Below are 16,336 nucleotides of genomic sequence, written 5' to 3'. Positions count from 1 at the left end.
CGGCGGACGCGCCAAAGCGTGTAGCGAGATCGATGCGGCCGCTCACTCTTCCAGCCTGAGCACCTCGAACGACATGTTTTTCAGGGCGCTGCCGGGCCGCCAGGGCGGATTGATGACCGTGATGTCGCGCACGCCCAGGCGCGCGAAATCGTCCAGCGAATACGTCCAGCCGACCGCGTTCGGATCGCTGCGCTGGCGCCGCTGGTAGCGTTCTTCCTGGCCCAGCGTGACGTAGTCGGCGCGCACGCCGAGCGTCCTGAAGTACGCCTGCTCCTGCCGGGCGTCGTCCTTGATGGTGGAGGCGATCTGGTCCAGCATCGCCTTGCGTTTTTCGGGCGCCAGGGCGTCCAGCATCCGTTGCGTGGCGGGGTCGAACTGGAAGGTCTTGCTGCTGAGGCCACCGTGGAAGCCGATCACGGCGAAGTTGCTGACCAGCTTGTGGATCCCGGCCGGGAACACGTAGTTGGCGCAGGACGACATGCAGTATTCCATCACCTTCACGTCGAGCTTGTGGTCGCGCACCCAGCGGCCGAGCGCCAGGCCGTGGCTGGTGGTGCCGCCGCGGCTGCGGATCGACAGCACGGCCGGCTTGTCGGCGAGGCTGTCGTACAGCGCGAACAGGCGCGCGTTGGCGTGCGGCTCGAGCAGGCCGACGTACACCAGTTCGCCGTCGGCGACATACACCTGGGTGGGTTCTTCGCTGCCGCCATCGGCGTGGGCGCCGGCCACGCCGAACAGCAGGGGGAGGAGACAGGGCAGGGCAGCTTTGCGCATCGGACCATTCCTCGACAGGATATCGGCGGATTATAGCGATCCGGCCCGTCTTCCGATTTCAGCGAGGCGCAGCGGCGTAAAAAAACCGGGCAAGCCCGGTTCTTTGCAATACAGCCGGAAACTTAACCCGCCAGCTTCTTCTTCAGCAGCTCCGTCACCTGCGCCGGATTGGCCTTGCCCTTCGACGCCTTCATGGCCTGGCCGATCAGCGCATTGATCGCCGCTTCCTTGCCGGCGCGGTACTGCTCGACCGACTTGGCGTTGGCGGCCAGGACTTCGTCGACGATGGCTTCCAGCGCGCCCGTGTCCGAGATCTGCTTCAGGCCCTTCTGTTCGATCACGATGTCGGCCAGGTGCTCGTCTTCCGATTTGGCGTCCCACATCGCGGCGAACACTTCCTTGGCGGCCTTGTTCGAGATGGTGCCGTCGGCGATGCGCTTGAGCAGCAGCGCCAGCTGCGAGGCTTCGACCGGCGACTCGGCCAGGTCGACGCCCTCGCGATTCAGGGTCGACGAGACGTCGCCCATCATCCAGTTGGCGGCGGCCTTGGCGTTGTCCTTGCCGGCCTTGGCCACCACCGCTTCGTAGTAGTTGGCCATGACTTGCGAACCGGTCAGGATCAGGGCGTCATACTCGGGCAGGCCGTAGTCCTTGATGAAGCGGTCGCGCATGGCGGCCGGCAGTTCCGGCATGCTGGCCTGGATGCGCTCGATCCAGTCCTGCTGGATGACGAGCGGCGGCAGGTCCGGGTCCGGGAAGTAGCGGTAATCCTGCGCGTCTTCCTTGGTGCGCATCGAGCGGGTTTCCTTGCGGTCCGGGTCCCACAGGCGGGTCGCCTGGATGACCTTGCCGCCGTCTTCGATCAGCTCGATCTGGCGCCGCACTTCGTAGTGGATCGCCTCTTCCATGAAGCGGAAGGAGTTCAGGTTCTTGATCTCGCAGCGGGTGCCGAATTCCTTCTGGCCGAGCGGACGCACCGAGACGTTGACGTCGCAGCGGAACGAGCCTTCCTGCATGTTGCCGTCGCAGACGCCCAGCCACATCACCAGCGCGTGCAGCGCTTTCGCATACGCGACCGCTTCGGCGGCGCTGCGCATTTCCGGCTCGGACACGATCTCGAGCAGCGGCGTGCCGGCGCGGTTGAGGTCGATGCCGCTCATGCCGGCGTAATCCTCGTGCAGCGATTTACCGGCGTCCTCTTCCAGGTGGGCGCGGGTCAGGTTGACGGTTTTCGTTTCCAGCTTGCCGTCTTTTTCATAGGCGAAGCTGATGGTGCCGCCCTGGACCACCGGGTCGTCCATCTGGCTGATCTGGTAGCCCTTCGGCAGGTCCGGATAAAAATAGTTCTTGCGCGCGAAGATCGACTGCGGCGCAATCTTGGCGCCGACCGCCAGGCCGAAGCGGATCGCGCGCTCGACGGCGCCGTGGTTCAGCACCGGCAGCACGCCCGGCAGCGCCAGGTCGACCGGGCTGGCCTGGGTGTTGGGCTCGGCGCCGAAGCGGATCGAGCTGCCGCTGAAGATTTTCGAATTGGTCGTGAGCTGGACGTGGTTCTCAAGACCGATGACGACTTCCCATTGCATAGTGTTCTCTCTTTTTGTCTTTGCCGGCGTTGCGGCTGCACACCGGGGTCAGAGCCCTTTAGAAGCAAAACCGGGCTCTGACCCCTTCCTTACGACTGCTTTCGCCATGCGTAGGGTAGGCACCCCGTGCCCACGCGAACGTTAGACACCTTCAGGCGCCTGTTGGTGCCAGTTCGTAGCCTGCTGGTACTGGTGCGCGATGTTCAGCAGCTTGGCTTCGCTGAAGTAGTTGCCGATGATCTGCAGGCCGACCGGGCGCTTGGCGTTCTTTTCGCCCTGGCCAAAGCCGACCGGGATCGACATGCCAGGCAGGCCCGCCAGGCTGGTCGACAGCGTGAAGATGTCGGCCAGGTAGTTGGCGACCGGGTCGTCGGATTTCGCGCCGAGGTCCCAGGCGACGGTCGGGGCCACCGGGCCCATGATCACGTCGCACTTGTCCTTGAACGCGGCCTGGAAATCGTCGGCGATCAGGCGGCGGATCTTCTGTGCCTGCACGTAATAGGCGTCGTAGTAGCCGTGGCACAGCACGTAGGTGCCGACCATGATGCGGCGCTGGACTTCCTTGCCGAAGCCCTGCGCGCGGGTCTTCTTGTACATGTCCTGCAGGTCGGTGTACTCCGGGGCGCGGTAGCCGTAGCGCACGCCGTCGAAGCGCGACAGGTTGGACGAGGCTTCGGCCGGGGCGATGATGTAGTACACCGGGATCGACAGCGACGTCTTCGGCAGCGAGATCTCGACCAGGGTCGCGCCCTGTTTCACGAATTCGTCGAGCGCGGCGCGCACGGCCTGTTCGACGTCGGCGGCCAGGCCTTCGCCGAAGTATTCCTTCGGTACGCCGATGCGCAGGCCGGCCATCGGCGCGTTCAGCTCGCGCGTGAAATCTTCGCGGGCGTTGCCCTGGTCGGCGGTGAGGCTGGTCGAGTCGCGGCCGTCGAAGCCGACCATCTCGTTCAGCAGCAGGGCGCAATCCTCGGCGGTGCGCGCCATTGGGCCGCCCTGGTCGAGCGAGGAGGCGAAGGCGATCATGCCGTAGCGCGACACGCGGCCGTAGGTCGGCTTGATGCCGGTGATGCCGCAGAAGGCGGCCGGCTGGCGGATCGAGCCACCGGTGTCGGTGCCGGTTGCGGCCGGCGCCAGGCGCGCGGCGATCGCGGCGGCCGAGCCGCCTGACGAGCCGCCCGGCACGGCCAGTGCGTCCCACGGGTTCTTCACGGCGCCGAAGCTTGAGTTCTCGTTGGCCGAGCCCATCGCGAATTCGTCGCAATTGAGCTTGCCCAGCGTGACCATACCGGCATCGCCGAATTTTTCGACGACGGTCGCATCGAAGGGGCTGACGTAGTTGCCCAGCATCTTCGAGGCGGCGGTCGAGCGCCAGCCCTTGGTGACGAAGATGTCCTTGTGCGCGATCGGGATACCGGTCAGCGGGCCGGCGCTGCCCTCGGCCAGGCGCGCATCGGCAGCCGCGGCCTGGGCCAGCGTCAGTTCCGGATTGACGTCCAGGAAGGCGTTGTGCTGGCTGGCCGCGATGCGGTCCAGATAATGCCGTGCCAGCTCGGTGGCGGACACCTGTTTGGAATGCAGGAGCGTGGACAGCTCCTTGATGGTTTTATTATGCATGATGATTTACGGCGATCCCTGGCTGATATTTATTCGATAACTTTAGGCACGAGATAAAGGCCGTCTTGCGCTTTGGGCGCCGGCGCCTGGTAGTCTTCGCGGCGATTCTCTTCGCTCACCACGTCGTCGCGCAGACGCAGCGGCAATGCGAGCACGGCGGCCAGCGGTTGCGACAATGGCGCCACACCGGTGGTGTCGACCGCCTGCATTTGTTCGGCCAGGGCGAAAATCCCGTTCAGTTCGCTCAGTGCGATCTCGGCATGGGCGTCGTCCATATCGAGCTGGGCCAGGTTGGCGATCCGTTTTACGTCTGAAAGTGTCAGAGACATGGCAAATGAGGGCAACAGGAGATGGTTGTGCGGATGATGAAATTTGGATAACGGCGCGTTAAAGCTGATAAAAGCTTTCTAATACCGCTGATCTCGCTGGCTGATATCGGGGTGAAACCGCCCGTTTTTCAGCATTTAAACGCCAAATTATAAGGTAGAATGGCGGGCTAATGCGTTCTCGAGGGCGAAAGCGGCCTTCCCGCGCATGCAAGCCCGCGATGCGGATTCAACCGTCGCGGCGAGGATTCCCCGATTAATGTTAGGGACTTCGAAAAATCGAAGTTCGATTCAAGCGCTATCAGGTGCGCATCAGGACACACATGTTTGGTTTTCTACGCAGCTACTTCTCGAACGACCTGGCAATCGACCTGGGTACCGCCAATACCCTGATCTATGTGCGCGGCCTGGGCATCGTGCTGGATGAGCCTTCGGTCGTCGCGATTCGCCAGGAAGGCGGTCCGAACGGCAAGAAAACGATCCAGGCAGTGGGCAAGGAAGCGAAGCAGATGCTCGGCAAGGTGCCCGGCAACATAGAGGCGATCCGCCCGATGAAGGATGGCGTGATCGCCGACTTCACCGTCACCGAGCAGATGCTCAAGCAGTTCATCCGCATGGTCCACGATTCCAAGTTCTTCCGTCCGTCGCCGCGCATCATCATCTGCGTGCCCTGCGGTTCGACCCAGGTCGAGCGCCGTGCGATCCGCGAATCGGCGCTGGGCGCCGGCGCCTCGCAGGTCTACCTGATCGAAGAGCCGATGGCGGCCGCGATCGGCGCCGGCCTGCCGGTCTCGGAAGCGACCGGCTCGATGGTGGTCGACATCGGCGGCGGCACCACCGAAGTCGGCATCATCTCGCTGGGCGGCATGGTCTACAAGGGTTCGGTGCGCGTCGGCGGCGACAAGTTCGACGAAGCGATCGTCAACTACATCCGCCGCAACTACGGCATGCTGATCGGCGAGCAGACCGCCGAGTCGATCAAGAAGGCCATCGGTTCCGCCTTCCCGGGTTCCGAAGTCAAGGAAATGGAAGTCAAGGGCCGCAACCTGTCCGAAGGCATCCCGCGCTCGTTCACGATTTCGAGCAACGAGATCCTGGAAGCCCTGACCGACCCGCTGAACAACATCGTCTCGGCCGTCAAGAACGCCCTCGAGCAGACCCCGCCGGAACTGGGCGCCGACATCGCCGAGAAAGGCATGATGCTGACCGGCGGCGGCGCGCTGCTGCGCGACCTGGATCGCCTGCTGATGGAAGAAACCGGCCTGCCGGTGCTGGTCGCCGAAGACCCGCTGACCTGCGTGGTGCGCGGCTCGGGCATGGCGCTGGAGCGCATGGACAAGCTGGGTTCGATCTTCTCGTACGAGTAAGATACCTCGTCGATGAGAGCAGCGCGGACAGGGTGCGTGGCCGAGCCACGGCGCCTGTCCGCGCTGCTTCCTATTATTGATGCTGCCGGCGCACCGCGCCCGCATTATTGAAAGTCATGGAATACAGTCCTCCGCCGCTTTTCAAGCAAGGCGCCCCTGCGAGGGTGAAGGTGACGGTGTTTGCCCTGGTCTCGATCGCGCTGCTGGTGGTCGACGCGCGCCTGCATGCGCTCGACGCGGTGCGCCAGGTCGCGGCCACGGTCCTGTACCCGCTGCAGATGGCGGCGCTGGTGCCGCGCGACGCCATGTCCAACATGGGCGACTATTTTTCCTCGGTCTCGGCCCTGCAGAAGGAAGTGCGCGACCTCAAGAGCCAGCAGGTGGCGCAGGCCCAGGCCATGCAGCAGGCCCAGCTCCAGATGGCCGAGAACGCCCACCTGCGGCGCCTGATGGACGCGCGCGAGCACCTGCCGGTGCATTCGATGATGAGCGAGATCCTGTACGACGCGCGCGACCCGTCGACGCGCCGCGTGGTGCTCGACCGCGGCGCCCGTGCCGGCGTCAAGCTCGGCCTGCCGGTGATCGACAATGCCGGCGTGGTGGGGCAGGTGACGCGTGTGTTCCCGTTCACGTCCGAAGTCACGCTGCTGACCGACAAGGAGCAGGCGATCCCGGTGCAGGTGCTGAGGAGCGGCTTGCGCAGCGTCGCCTACGGGCGTGGCCACTCCGGCCTGCTCGACCTGCGCTTCGTGGCGCCGAACGCCGACATCCAGGTCGGCGACGTGCTGGTGACCTCGGGCCTGGACGGCATCTACCCGGCCGGCCTGGCCGTGGCCAAGGTGGTGCAGGTCGAGAACGTGGCCCAGGGCGCCTTCGGGCGCGTGGTCTGCCAGCCGCTGGCCGGCATCGACCGCCACCGCCAGCTGCTGGTCGTGATGTCCGACCAGCCGGCGGCGCCGCGTCCGCCCGAAGAAGCGCCCAAGGCCAACGGCAATACCGTCGCCAAGCGCAACAACCTGCCGAAGATGGCGCCGGTGCCGCCGTTGCCCTTGCCGCCTCAGCCGCTGCCGGCGGCGGCGCCTGCTGCCAACGGGAGCGCCAACGGGACCAGCAACGGCGCCGCGCCGGCCGCGGCCGGAACGGCCCCTGGCGCCAGACCCGCCGCCGTCCCGGCCGCGGCCACGCAGCCGGCACGCAGCGGCGCTGCGCCGGCCACGGCGCCGGCGGCACCTGCGCCCGCAGCCGCCGCCCCGGCTACGCGTTCGCCGGCCGCCGGATCGCCGGCCGCCGGATCGCCGGCCGCACCCGCACCGAAGGAAGGCACCTGATGGCCACGACGACCCGTCCGCATTACATCCTGCTGCCGGCCAGCCCGCTGTTCATCGCCTTCAGCCTGGTGTGCGCCTTCATGCTCAACCTGCTGCCCTGGGGCCGCTGGATCGGCGCGCCCGATTTCGTCGCGCTGGTGCTGGTGTTCTGGGGCATCCACCAGCCGCGCAAGGTCGGCATCGGCATCGCCTTCTGCATGGGATTGCTGATGGACGTGCACGACGCGACCCTGCTCGGCGAGAACGCGCTGGCGTATACTCTGCTTTCCTACCTGGCGATCATGATCCACCGCCGGGTGCTGTGGTTCCCGCTGATGACGCAGGCGATGCACGTGTTTCCGCTGCTGTTGCTGACCCAGGCGATCCAGGTGCTGGTGCGTTTCTTCGTGACCGGCCGCTTCCCCGGCTGGCTGCACTTCATCGAGAGCCTGATCGCGGTCGCCCTGTGGCCGGTGATTACCTGGCTGCTGCTGGCACCGCAGCGCCGCGCGGTCGACAAAGACCATACGCGCCCGATCTAAAGCGCACTTCAACCTTATCGCATGACCGAAATTAAAGACAGCGATCGCGAGATCCACCTGTTCCGCATGCGCCTGACGGCGATGGTGGTGTTCGTGTTCATCTGCTTCGGCCTGCTGGTCACCCGCTGGGTGTGGCTGCAGGTCGTCAAGCACAACCAGTACATGGCGCAGGCCGAGGACAACCGCATCGCGCTGGTGCCGATCGTCCCCAACCGCGGCCTGATCCTGGACCGCAACGGCGTGGTCCTGGCCAGCAACTACTCGGCCTACACGCTCGAGATCACCCCGTCCAAGCTGGAAGCCAACCTGGATTCCGTGATCGACGAACTGGGCAAGCTGGTCACGATCGAAGCCAAGGACAAGAAGCGCTTCAAGCGCCTGCTCGAGGAATCGAAGAACTTCGCCAGCGTCCCGATCCGCACCCGCCTGACCGACGACGAGGTCGCGCGCTTCACCGCCCAGCGTTTCCGCTTCCCCGGCGTCGAAGTGCAGGCGCGCCTGTTCCGCCAGTATCCGCTGGGCGAGATCGCCTCGCACGTGCTGGGCTACATCGGCCGCATCAGCCAGAACGACGCCAAGGTCATCGAGGCCGGCGACGACGCCGCCAACTACACCGGCACCGACCACATCGGCAAGGAAGGCGTCGAGAAGAGCTACGAAAAGCAGCTGCACGGCCAGACCGGCTACGAGGAAGTCGAGCGTTCGGCCGGCGGCCGCGCCATCCGCACGCTGTCGCGCACGCCGCCGGTGCCGGGCACCAACCTGATCCTGTCGCTCGACATCGAGCTGCAGAAGGTGATCGAGGAAGCCTTCGGCGACTTCCGCGGCGCCCTGGTCGCGATCGAGCCCGAGACCGGCGACGTGCTGGCCTACGTGTCGCGTCCCGGCTTCGACCCCAACCTGTTCGTCGATGGCATCGACAGCCAGAGCTGGAACGAGCTGAATACCTCGCTCGACCGGCCGCTGATGAACCGTCCGCTGTCGGGCACCTATCCGCCGGGTTCCACCTTCAAGCCCTTCATGGCGCTGGCCGCGCTGGAACTCGGCAAGCGCCGCCCGGAGCAGGGCATCAGCGACGCCGGCTTCTTCATGCTGGGCGGGCACCGCTTCAACGACGACAAGCCGGGCGGCCACGGCTACATTGACATGTACCGCTCGATCGTGGTGTCCTGCGATACCTATTACTACCAGCTCGGCAACGAGATGGGGATCGACGCCATCAGCGGCTTCATGAAGCAGTTCGGCTTCGGCTCGCCGACCGGCATCGACCTCGAGCACGAGAAATCGGGCGTGCTGCCGTCGCAGGAGTGGAAGCGCGAACGCTTCAAGCGCAACCGTGCGGCCCAGAAGTGGGTCGGCGGCGACACCATCTCGATCAGCATCGGCCAGGGCTTCAACAGCTATACCATGCTGCAGCTGGCGCATGCGGTATCGACGCTGGCCAACAACGGCGTGGTCATGAAGCCGCACCTGGTCAAGATCCTGGAAGACGGCGGTACCAAGCAGCGTACGCTGACAGTGGCCAAGGAATCCGGCCGCATCCCGCTCAAGCAGCAAAACATCGACGTCATCAAGAACGCGATGGTGGGCGTCACCAGCGACGGCAAGGCACCCGGCACCGGCTACATGGCCTTCCGCAACGCCGGCTACACGGTCGGCGGCAAGACCGGTACCGCGCAGGTGGTGGGCCTGAAGGGTGCCAAGTACAACCACAACATGACGCCCGAGCGCCTGCGCGACAACGCGCTGTTCACCGCTTTCGCCCCGGCCGACAAGCCGAAGATCGCGATCGCGATGGTAGTCGAGAATGCCGGCTTCGGCTCCACCTATGCGGCGCCGATCGTCCGCAAGGCGCTCGACTACTACCTGCTGGGCAAGCGTCCGGGCGAGAAGGCGAAGCCGGCGCCGGCGGCGGCGATCCAGAAGGAAGACATGGCGATCCCCGAAGAATCCTTCGGACCGAACGCCGGTGCGCCCAAGCCGCCGGGCGGCGAGACGCCGGGTAACAAGGAAGACTGAGCGATGGCCCACATCCCGGAAAGGCGCTCGCTGAGCCGGCGCCTGAAACCGTATTTCACCGTCTTCGACGGCCCGCTGGCGCTGATCCTGTTCCTGCTGTTCTCGGTCGGCACCCTGACCATGAGTTCGGCCGGCCACGACTTCCCGGGCCGCATGGAAGGGCAGATGCGCAATATCTTGCTCTCCTTCATCGTGATGTGGGTCGCGGCCAACGTGCCGCCCCAGACCCTGCTGCGCATCGCGGTGCCGATCTACACCTTCGGGGTGACGCTGCTGATCGCGGTGGCGCTGTTCGGCATCATCAAGAAGGGGGCGCGGCGCTGGCTGCACGTGGGGGTCGACATCCAGCCTTCCGAAATCCTCAAGATCGCCACGCCGCTGATGCTGGCCTGGTATTTCCAGACGCGGGCCGGGCTGCTGAACTGGAAATCCTTCCTGGTGGCGGCGCTGCTGCTGCTGATCCCGTTCGGCCTGATCGCGCGCCAGCCCGACCTCGGCACCGCGCTGCTGGTCGGCGCCTCCGGCTTCTACGTGATCTTCCTGGCGGGGCTGTCGTGGAAGGCGCTGGCGGCGCTGTTCGCCGCGGGCTGCGCCGGCCTGCCGGTGGCCTGGTCGATGCTGCACGACTACCAGCGCGAACGCGTGATGACGCTGATCGACCCCACTTCCGACCCGCTCGGCAAGGGCTTCCACATCATCCAGTCGGTGATCGCGATCGGCTCCGGCGGCGTGTCCGGCAAGGGTTACTTGAAGGGCACCCAGGCCTACCTGGAATTCATCCCCGAGCGCACCACCGACTTCATCTTCTCGGTGTATTCCGAGGAATTCGGCCTGGTCGGCAACCTGGTGCTGCTGTTCCTGTACCTGCTGCTGATCGGGCGCAGCATGATGATCGCGGCGAATGCGCCGAACCTGTTCACGCGTCTCGTCGCCGGCTCGGTGTCGATGATGTTTTTTACCTATGCGTTCGTCAACATGGGCATGGTCAGCGGCATCCTGCCCGTGGTCGGCGTGCCCTTGCCGTTCATGAGTTACGGCGGTACCGCGTTGATTACCCTGGGGCTATGCTCTGGTATATTGATGAGCATTCAAAAACACCGCAAACTGGTGCAGACCTGACATGAAAGACAAAGCACAGGCCATTCCGGTGCGCCTGTCGGCCGTCGTTGCGTTATTGGCAATGATGACCGGCTGCGGCACCACCAGCGAAAACGGCGAACACAAAAGCCTGATCCCCTTGCCCTGGAAGCACAAGGTGACGGCCAACCACGGCAAGCTCAATCCCGACCTGCCCAAGCTCCCGGCGGCCGGCTCCGGACGCGGCGGCTACTACCAGGACGACGGCCCCGGCGATAATCCGCCGCCCGGCCTGGCCGACGTGCCGGATGCGGTCGTCAAGTACGAACCCTACGCCAAGTTCGCCAACCGCCCGTACGCCGTGTTCGGCACCACCTACACGCCGCTGCTGGGCAACGAACCCTACGTGCAGCAGGGGATCGCCAGCTGGTACGGCGTCAAGTTCCACGGCCAGCGCACCTCGTCGGGCGAGCCCTACGACATGTACAAGATGACGGCCGCGCACCCGACGCTGCCGATCCCGTCCTACGCGCGCATCACCAGCACCGAAACCGGCAAGTCGGTGGTGGTGCGCATCAACGACCGCGGTCCCTTCCACTCGGACCGCCTGATCGACGTTTCCTACACGGCCGCGCTCAAGCTCGGCCTGCTGGGCAAGGGCAGCCACCAGGTCGAGGTCGAGCGCTTGTTCCCGGACGACGGCACCCGCATCGCCACCACGCGCCGCGCCGTTGCTTCGGCCGCCCAGGCGCTGCCGCCGCCGCCGGACATCGCGGCGCTGATGCTGGAAGACCGCGTCAACATGGACAGCGCCGCGGTGGCCAAACCGCAGCCTGCGTACCGGGCGGTATCGTCCGCTGCGTCCACTCCGACCGCTGCGGCCACGAATGCGGCGTCGGGCTTCTACCTGCAGCTGGGCGCCTTCGGGCGCGAAGGCAAGGCGGAAGAGATGAGCGAGATGCTGAAAAAATCGGGCGTTTCGCAGGCGCTGGAAGTGGTGCGTTCGGGCAGCGTGAATCGCCTGGTCAGCGGACCCTATGAAACCCGCGCCATGGCGCAGGATGCGGCGCGCGCATTGCCGTCGTCGCTGGGACTCAAGCCGATCGTCATCAAGCGCTGATCAGCTGCAGCGCTTCGCTTCCGCATCGTAGCGCTCGGCATAGCCGACGACGCGCTTGCGCGTGGCGTCGTCGAGGCCGCGCAGGCGGTACATGTAGCGCGTGGCCTGCGGGCCGCGCGGGGTGATGCGGGCAGTGTGCACGCCCTGCTTGCCGAGCTGGGCGAGCAGGTTCTGGGCGCCGCTCTCGGTCTTGAACAGGCCCAGCGAGATGCCGAACTTCAGCGGCGAATCGTCGCGGATGATGAAGAAATTGGTTACGCCCAGGTTGCGCAGTTCGTTCGCCTTGCGGTCGGCCGCTTCCTTGCTGCCCTGCGGCGGGATGTTGACCAGCCAGCTGCCGACGTCCTGCACCTGCACGGTCTGGCGGCCCGCGGCGGTGCGCTCGCCCAGGTCGAGTGCGGCCATGCGCGCCTCGAAACGCTTGGCCCCGTTGGCGCTGAAGGTGCCGATGTCGAGGCAGACCAGGTCGGCTGCCGGCGGACGCGCCGGCGTTGCCGGTTGCGGCTGCGCCTGTGGCGGCGCGGCGAGTGCGGCCGGTTTGGCGTCCGCCGCGGTGCTGTCATTCGCGCTGTCGTTCCCGCTGTCGCCGGGCGCGGTCGGTGCCGGCGCCGCCTTGGCCGCCGCTTCCGCCTGCTCGGCGCTCAGCACCACCAGCTTGGGTGTATTGAACTGGCGCTTCAGGCGCGCCGGTTCGTGGTCGTCGCCGTTGCCCGTGCCGAGATAGCCCTGGCCATAGGCGAACAGGGCGGCATTCAGGAACAGCAGCGACCAGAAAGCAAATCTCAGCAAGGCGGATTCCCCATGACGGAAGCGGCGGCGTGCAAGCCGACCAGGACGCTATTATCCAGCAAACGGTAGGGCACCGACAGCAAGGGCGCGACGTGGCTGGCGGCGCCGCCGGAAACGATGCACAGCGCGGCGCCGTGGGCGGCGCAGGCGCGCTCGATGGCGCCGGCCTGGGCCGACAGGCAGCCGGACAGGATCGCGTCCTGGGTATTGTCGGCGAACGTTGCAGGCAGGTCGCCCGTGGCCACCTGCGGCAACTGGGCGGTGCCGCGCGCCAGCGCGCCCAGCATCAGGCCGACGCCCGGCAGGATCATGCCGCCGATGAAGACGCCGTCGGCACTGACCGCATCGACCGTGGTGGCGGTGCCGCAGGTGGCCACCACCAGCGCCTGCCCCGGCGCCAGCGTGCGCGCGCCGAGCGCGGCGGCGAAACGGTCGCTGCCCAGCTGGCCGGGATTGCGGTAGCCGTTGCGCAAGCCGGCCAGTGCGGGCATTGACACGAACCATTCCGGTGCGAGATCCGGCAACAAGGCCGACAGCAGCGCCTCCAGCTCGGCGCGCATGGCCGCGCCGGCCACATTCGAGATGATGGCGCGGGTGATACCGTGTCCCAGCCATGCCGCCGGCAGGCGTTCCAGCTCGGCGTGCGGCACGGCGCCGTGGGTCACCCAGTCGCCCGCATCAAGCCCGTTGCCCGGCGCATCCGCCGCCAGTGCCCACTTGACCCGGGTATTGCCTGCATCGACCAGCAGCAGCATGTCCAGCCTCCTTCAGGTTTTGACGCGCAGCGACACGTCGCCGGCCACGATCGCGATGCGGCCCGCCTCGGTGTCGAGCAGCAGGCGGCCGCCATCGTCGACGCCGGCGGCCAGGCCTTCGTGCAGCACTTCGCCGCGGTCGACGATGGTCACCGGCTGGCCCTGGTAAGCGTGCAGCAGGTTCCAGCGCGCGCTGAAGGCGGCAAAGCCTGTGGCGGCGAATGCCTGCAGCGCCTGCGCCAGGCCGTCGAGCAGGGCCGCCATCAGGGCGTCGCGGTCCATGCGTGCCAGCCAGGGCACGGCGGCGACCGGGCGTCCGATCCTTGCTTCGAGTTCGTCGGGCATCGCGAGGTTCAATCCGATGCCGACGATGGCCCAGGTGCCGGCGGCCGCCGCCTGGGTCTCGACCAGGATCCCGGCCAGCTTGTCGCCGTCCTTGAGCAGGTCGTTCGGCCATTTCAGCTGGACCGGCTGGCCGAGCCGGCCGAGGGTTTCGGCCAGCGCCGTGCCGACCGCCAGCGGCAGGCCGGTCAGGGCCGGCAACCCGCCCTCGAAACGCCAGGCCAGCGAAAAGGTCAGCGAGTGGCCCGGCGCCGACAGCCAGCTGCGCCCGGCACGGCCGCGGCCGGCGGTCTGGTGTTCGGCGATCAGCAGCAGCGGTGCGGACAGCGTGGCGGCGCGCGCCAGCAGGTCGGCATTGGTCGAGCCGGTTTCCGCTACGACTTCGACCGCCACGCCGGCGGACGACAGGTCAGCAATGCGTTGCGCATCCATCACGCGGCTCCCGACGGCAGCTTGCGCGCCTTTTGCGGCGCACGCGAGAACAGGGCGTCGAACACGGCGTTCGGCAGCAGGCGCAGCAGGGCAGCGACGACGCCCATCTGCCAGGGAATCACGCGGAAGCTGCGGCCGCGCGCAATGGTGGACACGGCGCGGGCGGCAAAGCGCTCGGCGGACATCAGGAAAGGCATGGGAAAACGGTTGTTGCGGGTCATTGGGGTGGCGATGTAGCCGGGGGCGATGGTCACCACCCGGATACCGTATTGTTTCATCTCGAGACGCAGCGCTTCGGCATAGCTGTGCACGGCGGCCTTGGAGGCGCAGTAGGCGCCGGCGCCTTTCATACCTCTTATGCCGGCCATGCTGCCGATCGCGACCAGGCGGCGCGCGCCGCTGCCGTTCCTCATCGATTCGATGAACGGGGCGAAGGTGGCGATGGTGCCGGTCAGGTTCACGGCCAGGACTTCCTCGAACAGCGGCAGGTCTTCCGGCAGTTCGGTGAGGGTGCCGCAGGAGATGCCGCTCGAGGCGATCACGATGTCGGCGCCGCCCTCGCGTTCGATGAAGTCGTGCGCGGCGGCGGCCACGGCCGCGTGGTCGGTGACGTCGGCCGCATACACATGATGGGTGCCGGGCAGGGCGGCGGCGAGGCTGTCGAGCGCCTCGCGGCGCCGGCCGAGCAGGCCGAGGGTGGCGCCGCGCGCCGCATAATCGCGTGCCAGCGCGGCGCCGATGCCGCCCGATGCGCCGGTGATGAATACGCGCCGGGCGTCGCCACGCGGGGCGCGGTCCGTCATCGCTTCTCGGCTTTGGCTTTGTCGACCAGCCAGTCCATCACCTGCAGCGTGGCCTGCTGTTGCTGCATCTCGGTGTCGCCCTGGTGTACGCGCGACGGCGAGGTGACGTAGCGGCCGTCGACCGCCAGCATCGGCCAGTGGTCGACGTTATAGGCTTCCATCATGGCGCCGGCGCGGCGCAGCTTGGCCTGGATGCCGAACGAGCGGTAGGTATCGGCGAATCTGGCGCGGTCGATGCCGTTCTGGGCGGCCCACTCCATGACCTGCTCGTCGCTGCCGAGGCGCAGGCGCTGCACGTGCATGGCGTCGAACACCTTCTGGTGGTACTGGTCGAGCAGGCCCAGCGCATCCAGCGTGTAGAACAGGCGCTGCTGCGGCAGGGCGGACGCGCCGGCGCTCACGTGCACGCGCTTGAAGACGATGTTGTCGCCCTGTTTCTTGACCCAGGCCGCCAGCTGCGGCTCGAAGGCGTAGCAATGCGGGCAGTAATAGGCGAAGAATTCGATGACCTCGACTTTTTTACCCGTGTCGGTCGGTTGCGGCGTCGGTAGCGTCAGGTACTGGCTGCCGTTCTGCGGCTCGGCGGCGGAAGCGAAAGGCTGGACGGCGGCCAGGCCGACCAGGGCGATGCAGAACAGGCGGCGCAGTGGGCGCATGAAGACTCCTTGTCGAGATGACTGCGTGATGGATGCCTGCTTAGCGCTGGTTGCGCACGATCGCGACGTCGACGCCGCTGTCGAGCAGCTTGGCGCGCGCCTTGTTCATGGCTTCGACCTGGTTGAACGGGCCGAGGCGCACGCGGTGCAGCACGCCGCTGTCGTTGGTGTGGTCGCTGATCGTGGTTTCGAAACCGAGCAGGGCCAGCTTGGCGCGGGTCGCTTCGGCGTCCGACATGTTGCGGAAGGCGCCGAACTGCAGGTAATAGATGGTCCTGTCGCTGCCCGACGACGAAGAGGAAGAGGAAGAGGGCACCGGTGGCGCCGGCGTGGCCGCCGCCACCGGTGCCGATGGCCGCGTATTCATCGCCACCTGGCGGCTTTCGCTGCGGGCCGGTTCCGGACGCGCCTCGGCCGGTTCCTTCAGGCCGGCGATCGCCGCGCCCAGCGGATCGTCCGACGGCGCCGCTGCCGGTGCCTGCGTACGTGCCGGCGCCGGCGTCTCGGCCGGCCGGGCACTGCGCGCCGCCGCCTTTTCCGCGACTTCCTTGCTCGCCGTGCGCGCGGCGTCGCGGTTGCCGTACATCGGCTTGTTCGGATCGAGCGCCTGGCCCGGCGCCGGATCGGCCGGACGGCCGGCCTTCGCGGTCTTCTCCGTGAACGGGGAAGCGCCCTTGGTGATGGTGAGCGCCACCGCCACCGCGATGCCGAGGCCGATGACCAGGCCGATGATGATGCCGGTGAGCGTGCTGCCGCGCTGGCGGGTGAACGAACGCAGCTTGAACGAACGGAGGGGAGCGTGAAGGCCGGTCATGTGGTACGGGTTG

The 16,336-nt window shown here is 66.7% G+C and carries 16 protein-coding genes; 6 read left to right on the top strand and 10 right to left on the bottom strand.

What is annotated here, in order from left to right:
- Window positions 1-42: 42 nt before the first annotated feature.
- The 4 genes from U1H99_RS18835 to gatC all read right to left on the bottom strand — a co-directional run bounded on the left by U1H99_RS18835 (window position 43) and on the right by gatC (window position 4,303).
- Window positions 43-774 (bottom strand): hypothetical protein, encoded by a 732-nt coding sequence (locus tag U1H99_RS18835; RefSeq protein WP_323143232.1) that lies wholly within the window; start codon window positions 772-774, stop codon window positions 43-45.
- Between the two features lie 122 nt (window positions 775-896).
- Complete coding sequence (gene gatB, locus U1H99_RS18830) at window positions 897-2,357, bottom strand: Asp-tRNA(Asn)/Glu-tRNA(Gln) amidotransferase subunit GatB (protein WP_323143231.1); 1,461 nt, start codon at window positions 2,355-2,357, stop codon at window positions 897-899.
- Between the two features lie 141 nt (window positions 2,358-2,498).
- Window positions 2,499-3,974, bottom strand: a complete 1,476-nt coding sequence (gene gatA / locus U1H99_RS18825) for an Asp-tRNA(Asn)/Glu-tRNA(Gln) amidotransferase subunit GatA (RefSeq protein WP_323143230.1) — start codon at window positions 3,972-3,974, stop codon at window positions 2,499-2,501.
- A 29-nt stretch (window positions 3,975-4,003) separates the two neighbouring features.
- Window positions 4,004-4,303, bottom strand: a complete 300-nt coding sequence (gatC, locus tag U1H99_RS18820) for an Asp-tRNA(Asn)/Glu-tRNA(Gln) amidotransferase subunit GatC (protein WP_141838873.1) — start codon at window positions 4,301-4,303, stop codon at window positions 4,004-4,006.
- A 320-nt stretch (window positions 4,304-4,623) separates the two neighbouring features.
- On the opposite strand from gatC, the gene U1H99_RS18815 reads away from it, so the two are divergent.
- From U1H99_RS18815 to U1H99_RS18790, 6 genes are all read left to right on the top strand, one after another.
- Window positions 4,624-5,667 carry a rod shape-determining protein gene (locus U1H99_RS18815; RefSeq protein ID WP_025511657.1) on the top strand — a complete coding sequence of 348 codons (1,044 nt, stop codon included), beginning with the start codon at window positions 4,624-4,626 and terminating at the stop codon, window positions 5,665-5,667.
- Between the two features lie 116 nt (window positions 5,668-5,783).
- Window positions 5,784-6,995, top strand: a complete 1,212-nt coding sequence (gene mreC, locus U1H99_RS18810; RefSeq protein ID WP_323143229.1) for a rod shape-determining protein MreC — start codon at window positions 5,784-5,786, stop codon at window positions 6,993-6,995.
- Complete coding sequence (gene mreD / locus U1H99_RS18805) at window positions 6,995-7,516, top strand: rod shape-determining protein MreD (RefSeq protein ID WP_323143228.1); 522 nt, start codon at window positions 6,995-6,997, stop codon at window positions 7,514-7,516. Before mreC ends, mreD begins: the two co-directional genes overlap by 1 nt.
- Window positions 7,517-7,537: 21 nt before the next feature.
- The gene (gene mrdA / locus U1H99_RS18800; protein WP_323143227.1) at window positions 7,538-9,535 is read left to right on the top strand and encodes a penicillin-binding protein 2; all 1,998 of its coding nucleotides are present in this window, start codon (window positions 7,538-7,540) and stop codon (window positions 9,533-9,535) included.
- Between the two features lie 3 nt (window positions 9,536-9,538).
- Window positions 9,539-10,654, top strand: coding sequence for a rod shape-determining protein RodA (rodA, locus tag U1H99_RS18795; RefSeq protein ID WP_323143226.1), 1,116 nt, complete (start codon window positions 9,539-9,541; stop codon window positions 10,652-10,654).
- A gap of 1 nt (window position 10,655) precedes the next feature.
- A complete protein-coding gene (locus U1H99_RS18790) occupies window positions 10,656-11,732 on the top strand; it encodes a septal ring lytic transglycosylase RlpA family protein (protein ID WP_323143225.1) in 1,077 nt (358 codons plus the stop codon).
- Here the strand turns inward: U1H99_RS18790 and U1H99_RS18785 are convergent, their stop codons facing one another.
- Genes U1H99_RS18785 through U1H99_RS18760 form a run of 6 tightly spaced genes read right to left on the bottom strand, consistent with a single transcriptional unit; the run spans window position 11,733 to window position 16,323 of the window.
- Window positions 11,733-12,521, bottom strand: a complete 789-nt coding sequence (locus U1H99_RS18785; RefSeq protein ID WP_323143224.1) for an SPOR domain-containing protein — start codon at window positions 12,519-12,521, stop codon at window positions 11,733-11,735.
- Entirely contained in the window at window positions 12,515-13,276 is a 762-nt protein-coding gene (locus U1H99_RS18780; RefSeq protein WP_323143223.1) for a type III pantothenate kinase, read from the bottom strand. Before U1H99_RS18780 ends, U1H99_RS18785 begins: the two co-directional genes overlap by 7 nt.
- Before the next feature lie 12 nt (window positions 13,277-13,288).
- A complete protein-coding gene (locus U1H99_RS18775; RefSeq protein WP_323143222.1) occupies window positions 13,289-14,050 on the bottom strand; it encodes a biotin--[acetyl-CoA-carboxylase] ligase in 762 nt (253 codons plus the stop codon).
- Window positions 14,050-14,853, bottom strand: coding sequence for an SDR family oxidoreductase (locus U1H99_RS18770; RefSeq protein ID WP_323143221.1), 804 nt, complete (start codon window positions 14,851-14,853; stop codon window positions 14,050-14,052). The genes U1H99_RS18775 and U1H99_RS18770 overlap by 1 nt, the downstream gene beginning before the upstream one ends.
- On the bottom strand, window positions 14,850-15,509 hold the full coding sequence (locus U1H99_RS18765; RefSeq protein ID WP_323143220.1) for a thiol:disulfide interchange protein DsbA/DsbL: 660 nt from the start codon (window positions 15,507-15,509) through the stop codon (window positions 14,850-14,852). Before U1H99_RS18765 ends, U1H99_RS18770 begins: the two co-directional genes overlap by 4 nt.
- 40 nt (window positions 15,510-15,549) lie before the next feature.
- Window positions 15,550-16,323 (bottom strand): SPOR domain-containing protein, encoded by a 774-nt coding sequence (locus U1H99_RS18760; protein WP_323143219.1) that lies wholly within the window; start codon window positions 16,321-16,323, stop codon window positions 15,550-15,552.
- Window positions 16,324-16,336: the final 13 nt, after the last annotated feature.

The organism is Massilia phyllosphaerae (assembly GCF_034659755.1).
Lineage (GTDB): Bacteria > Pseudomonadota > Gammaproteobacteria > Burkholderiales > Burkholderiaceae_D > Telluria > Telluria phyllosphaerae.
The sequence above is the reverse complement of the archived record's forward strand: the minus strand, read 5'-3'. Positions and strand labels throughout refer to the sequence as shown.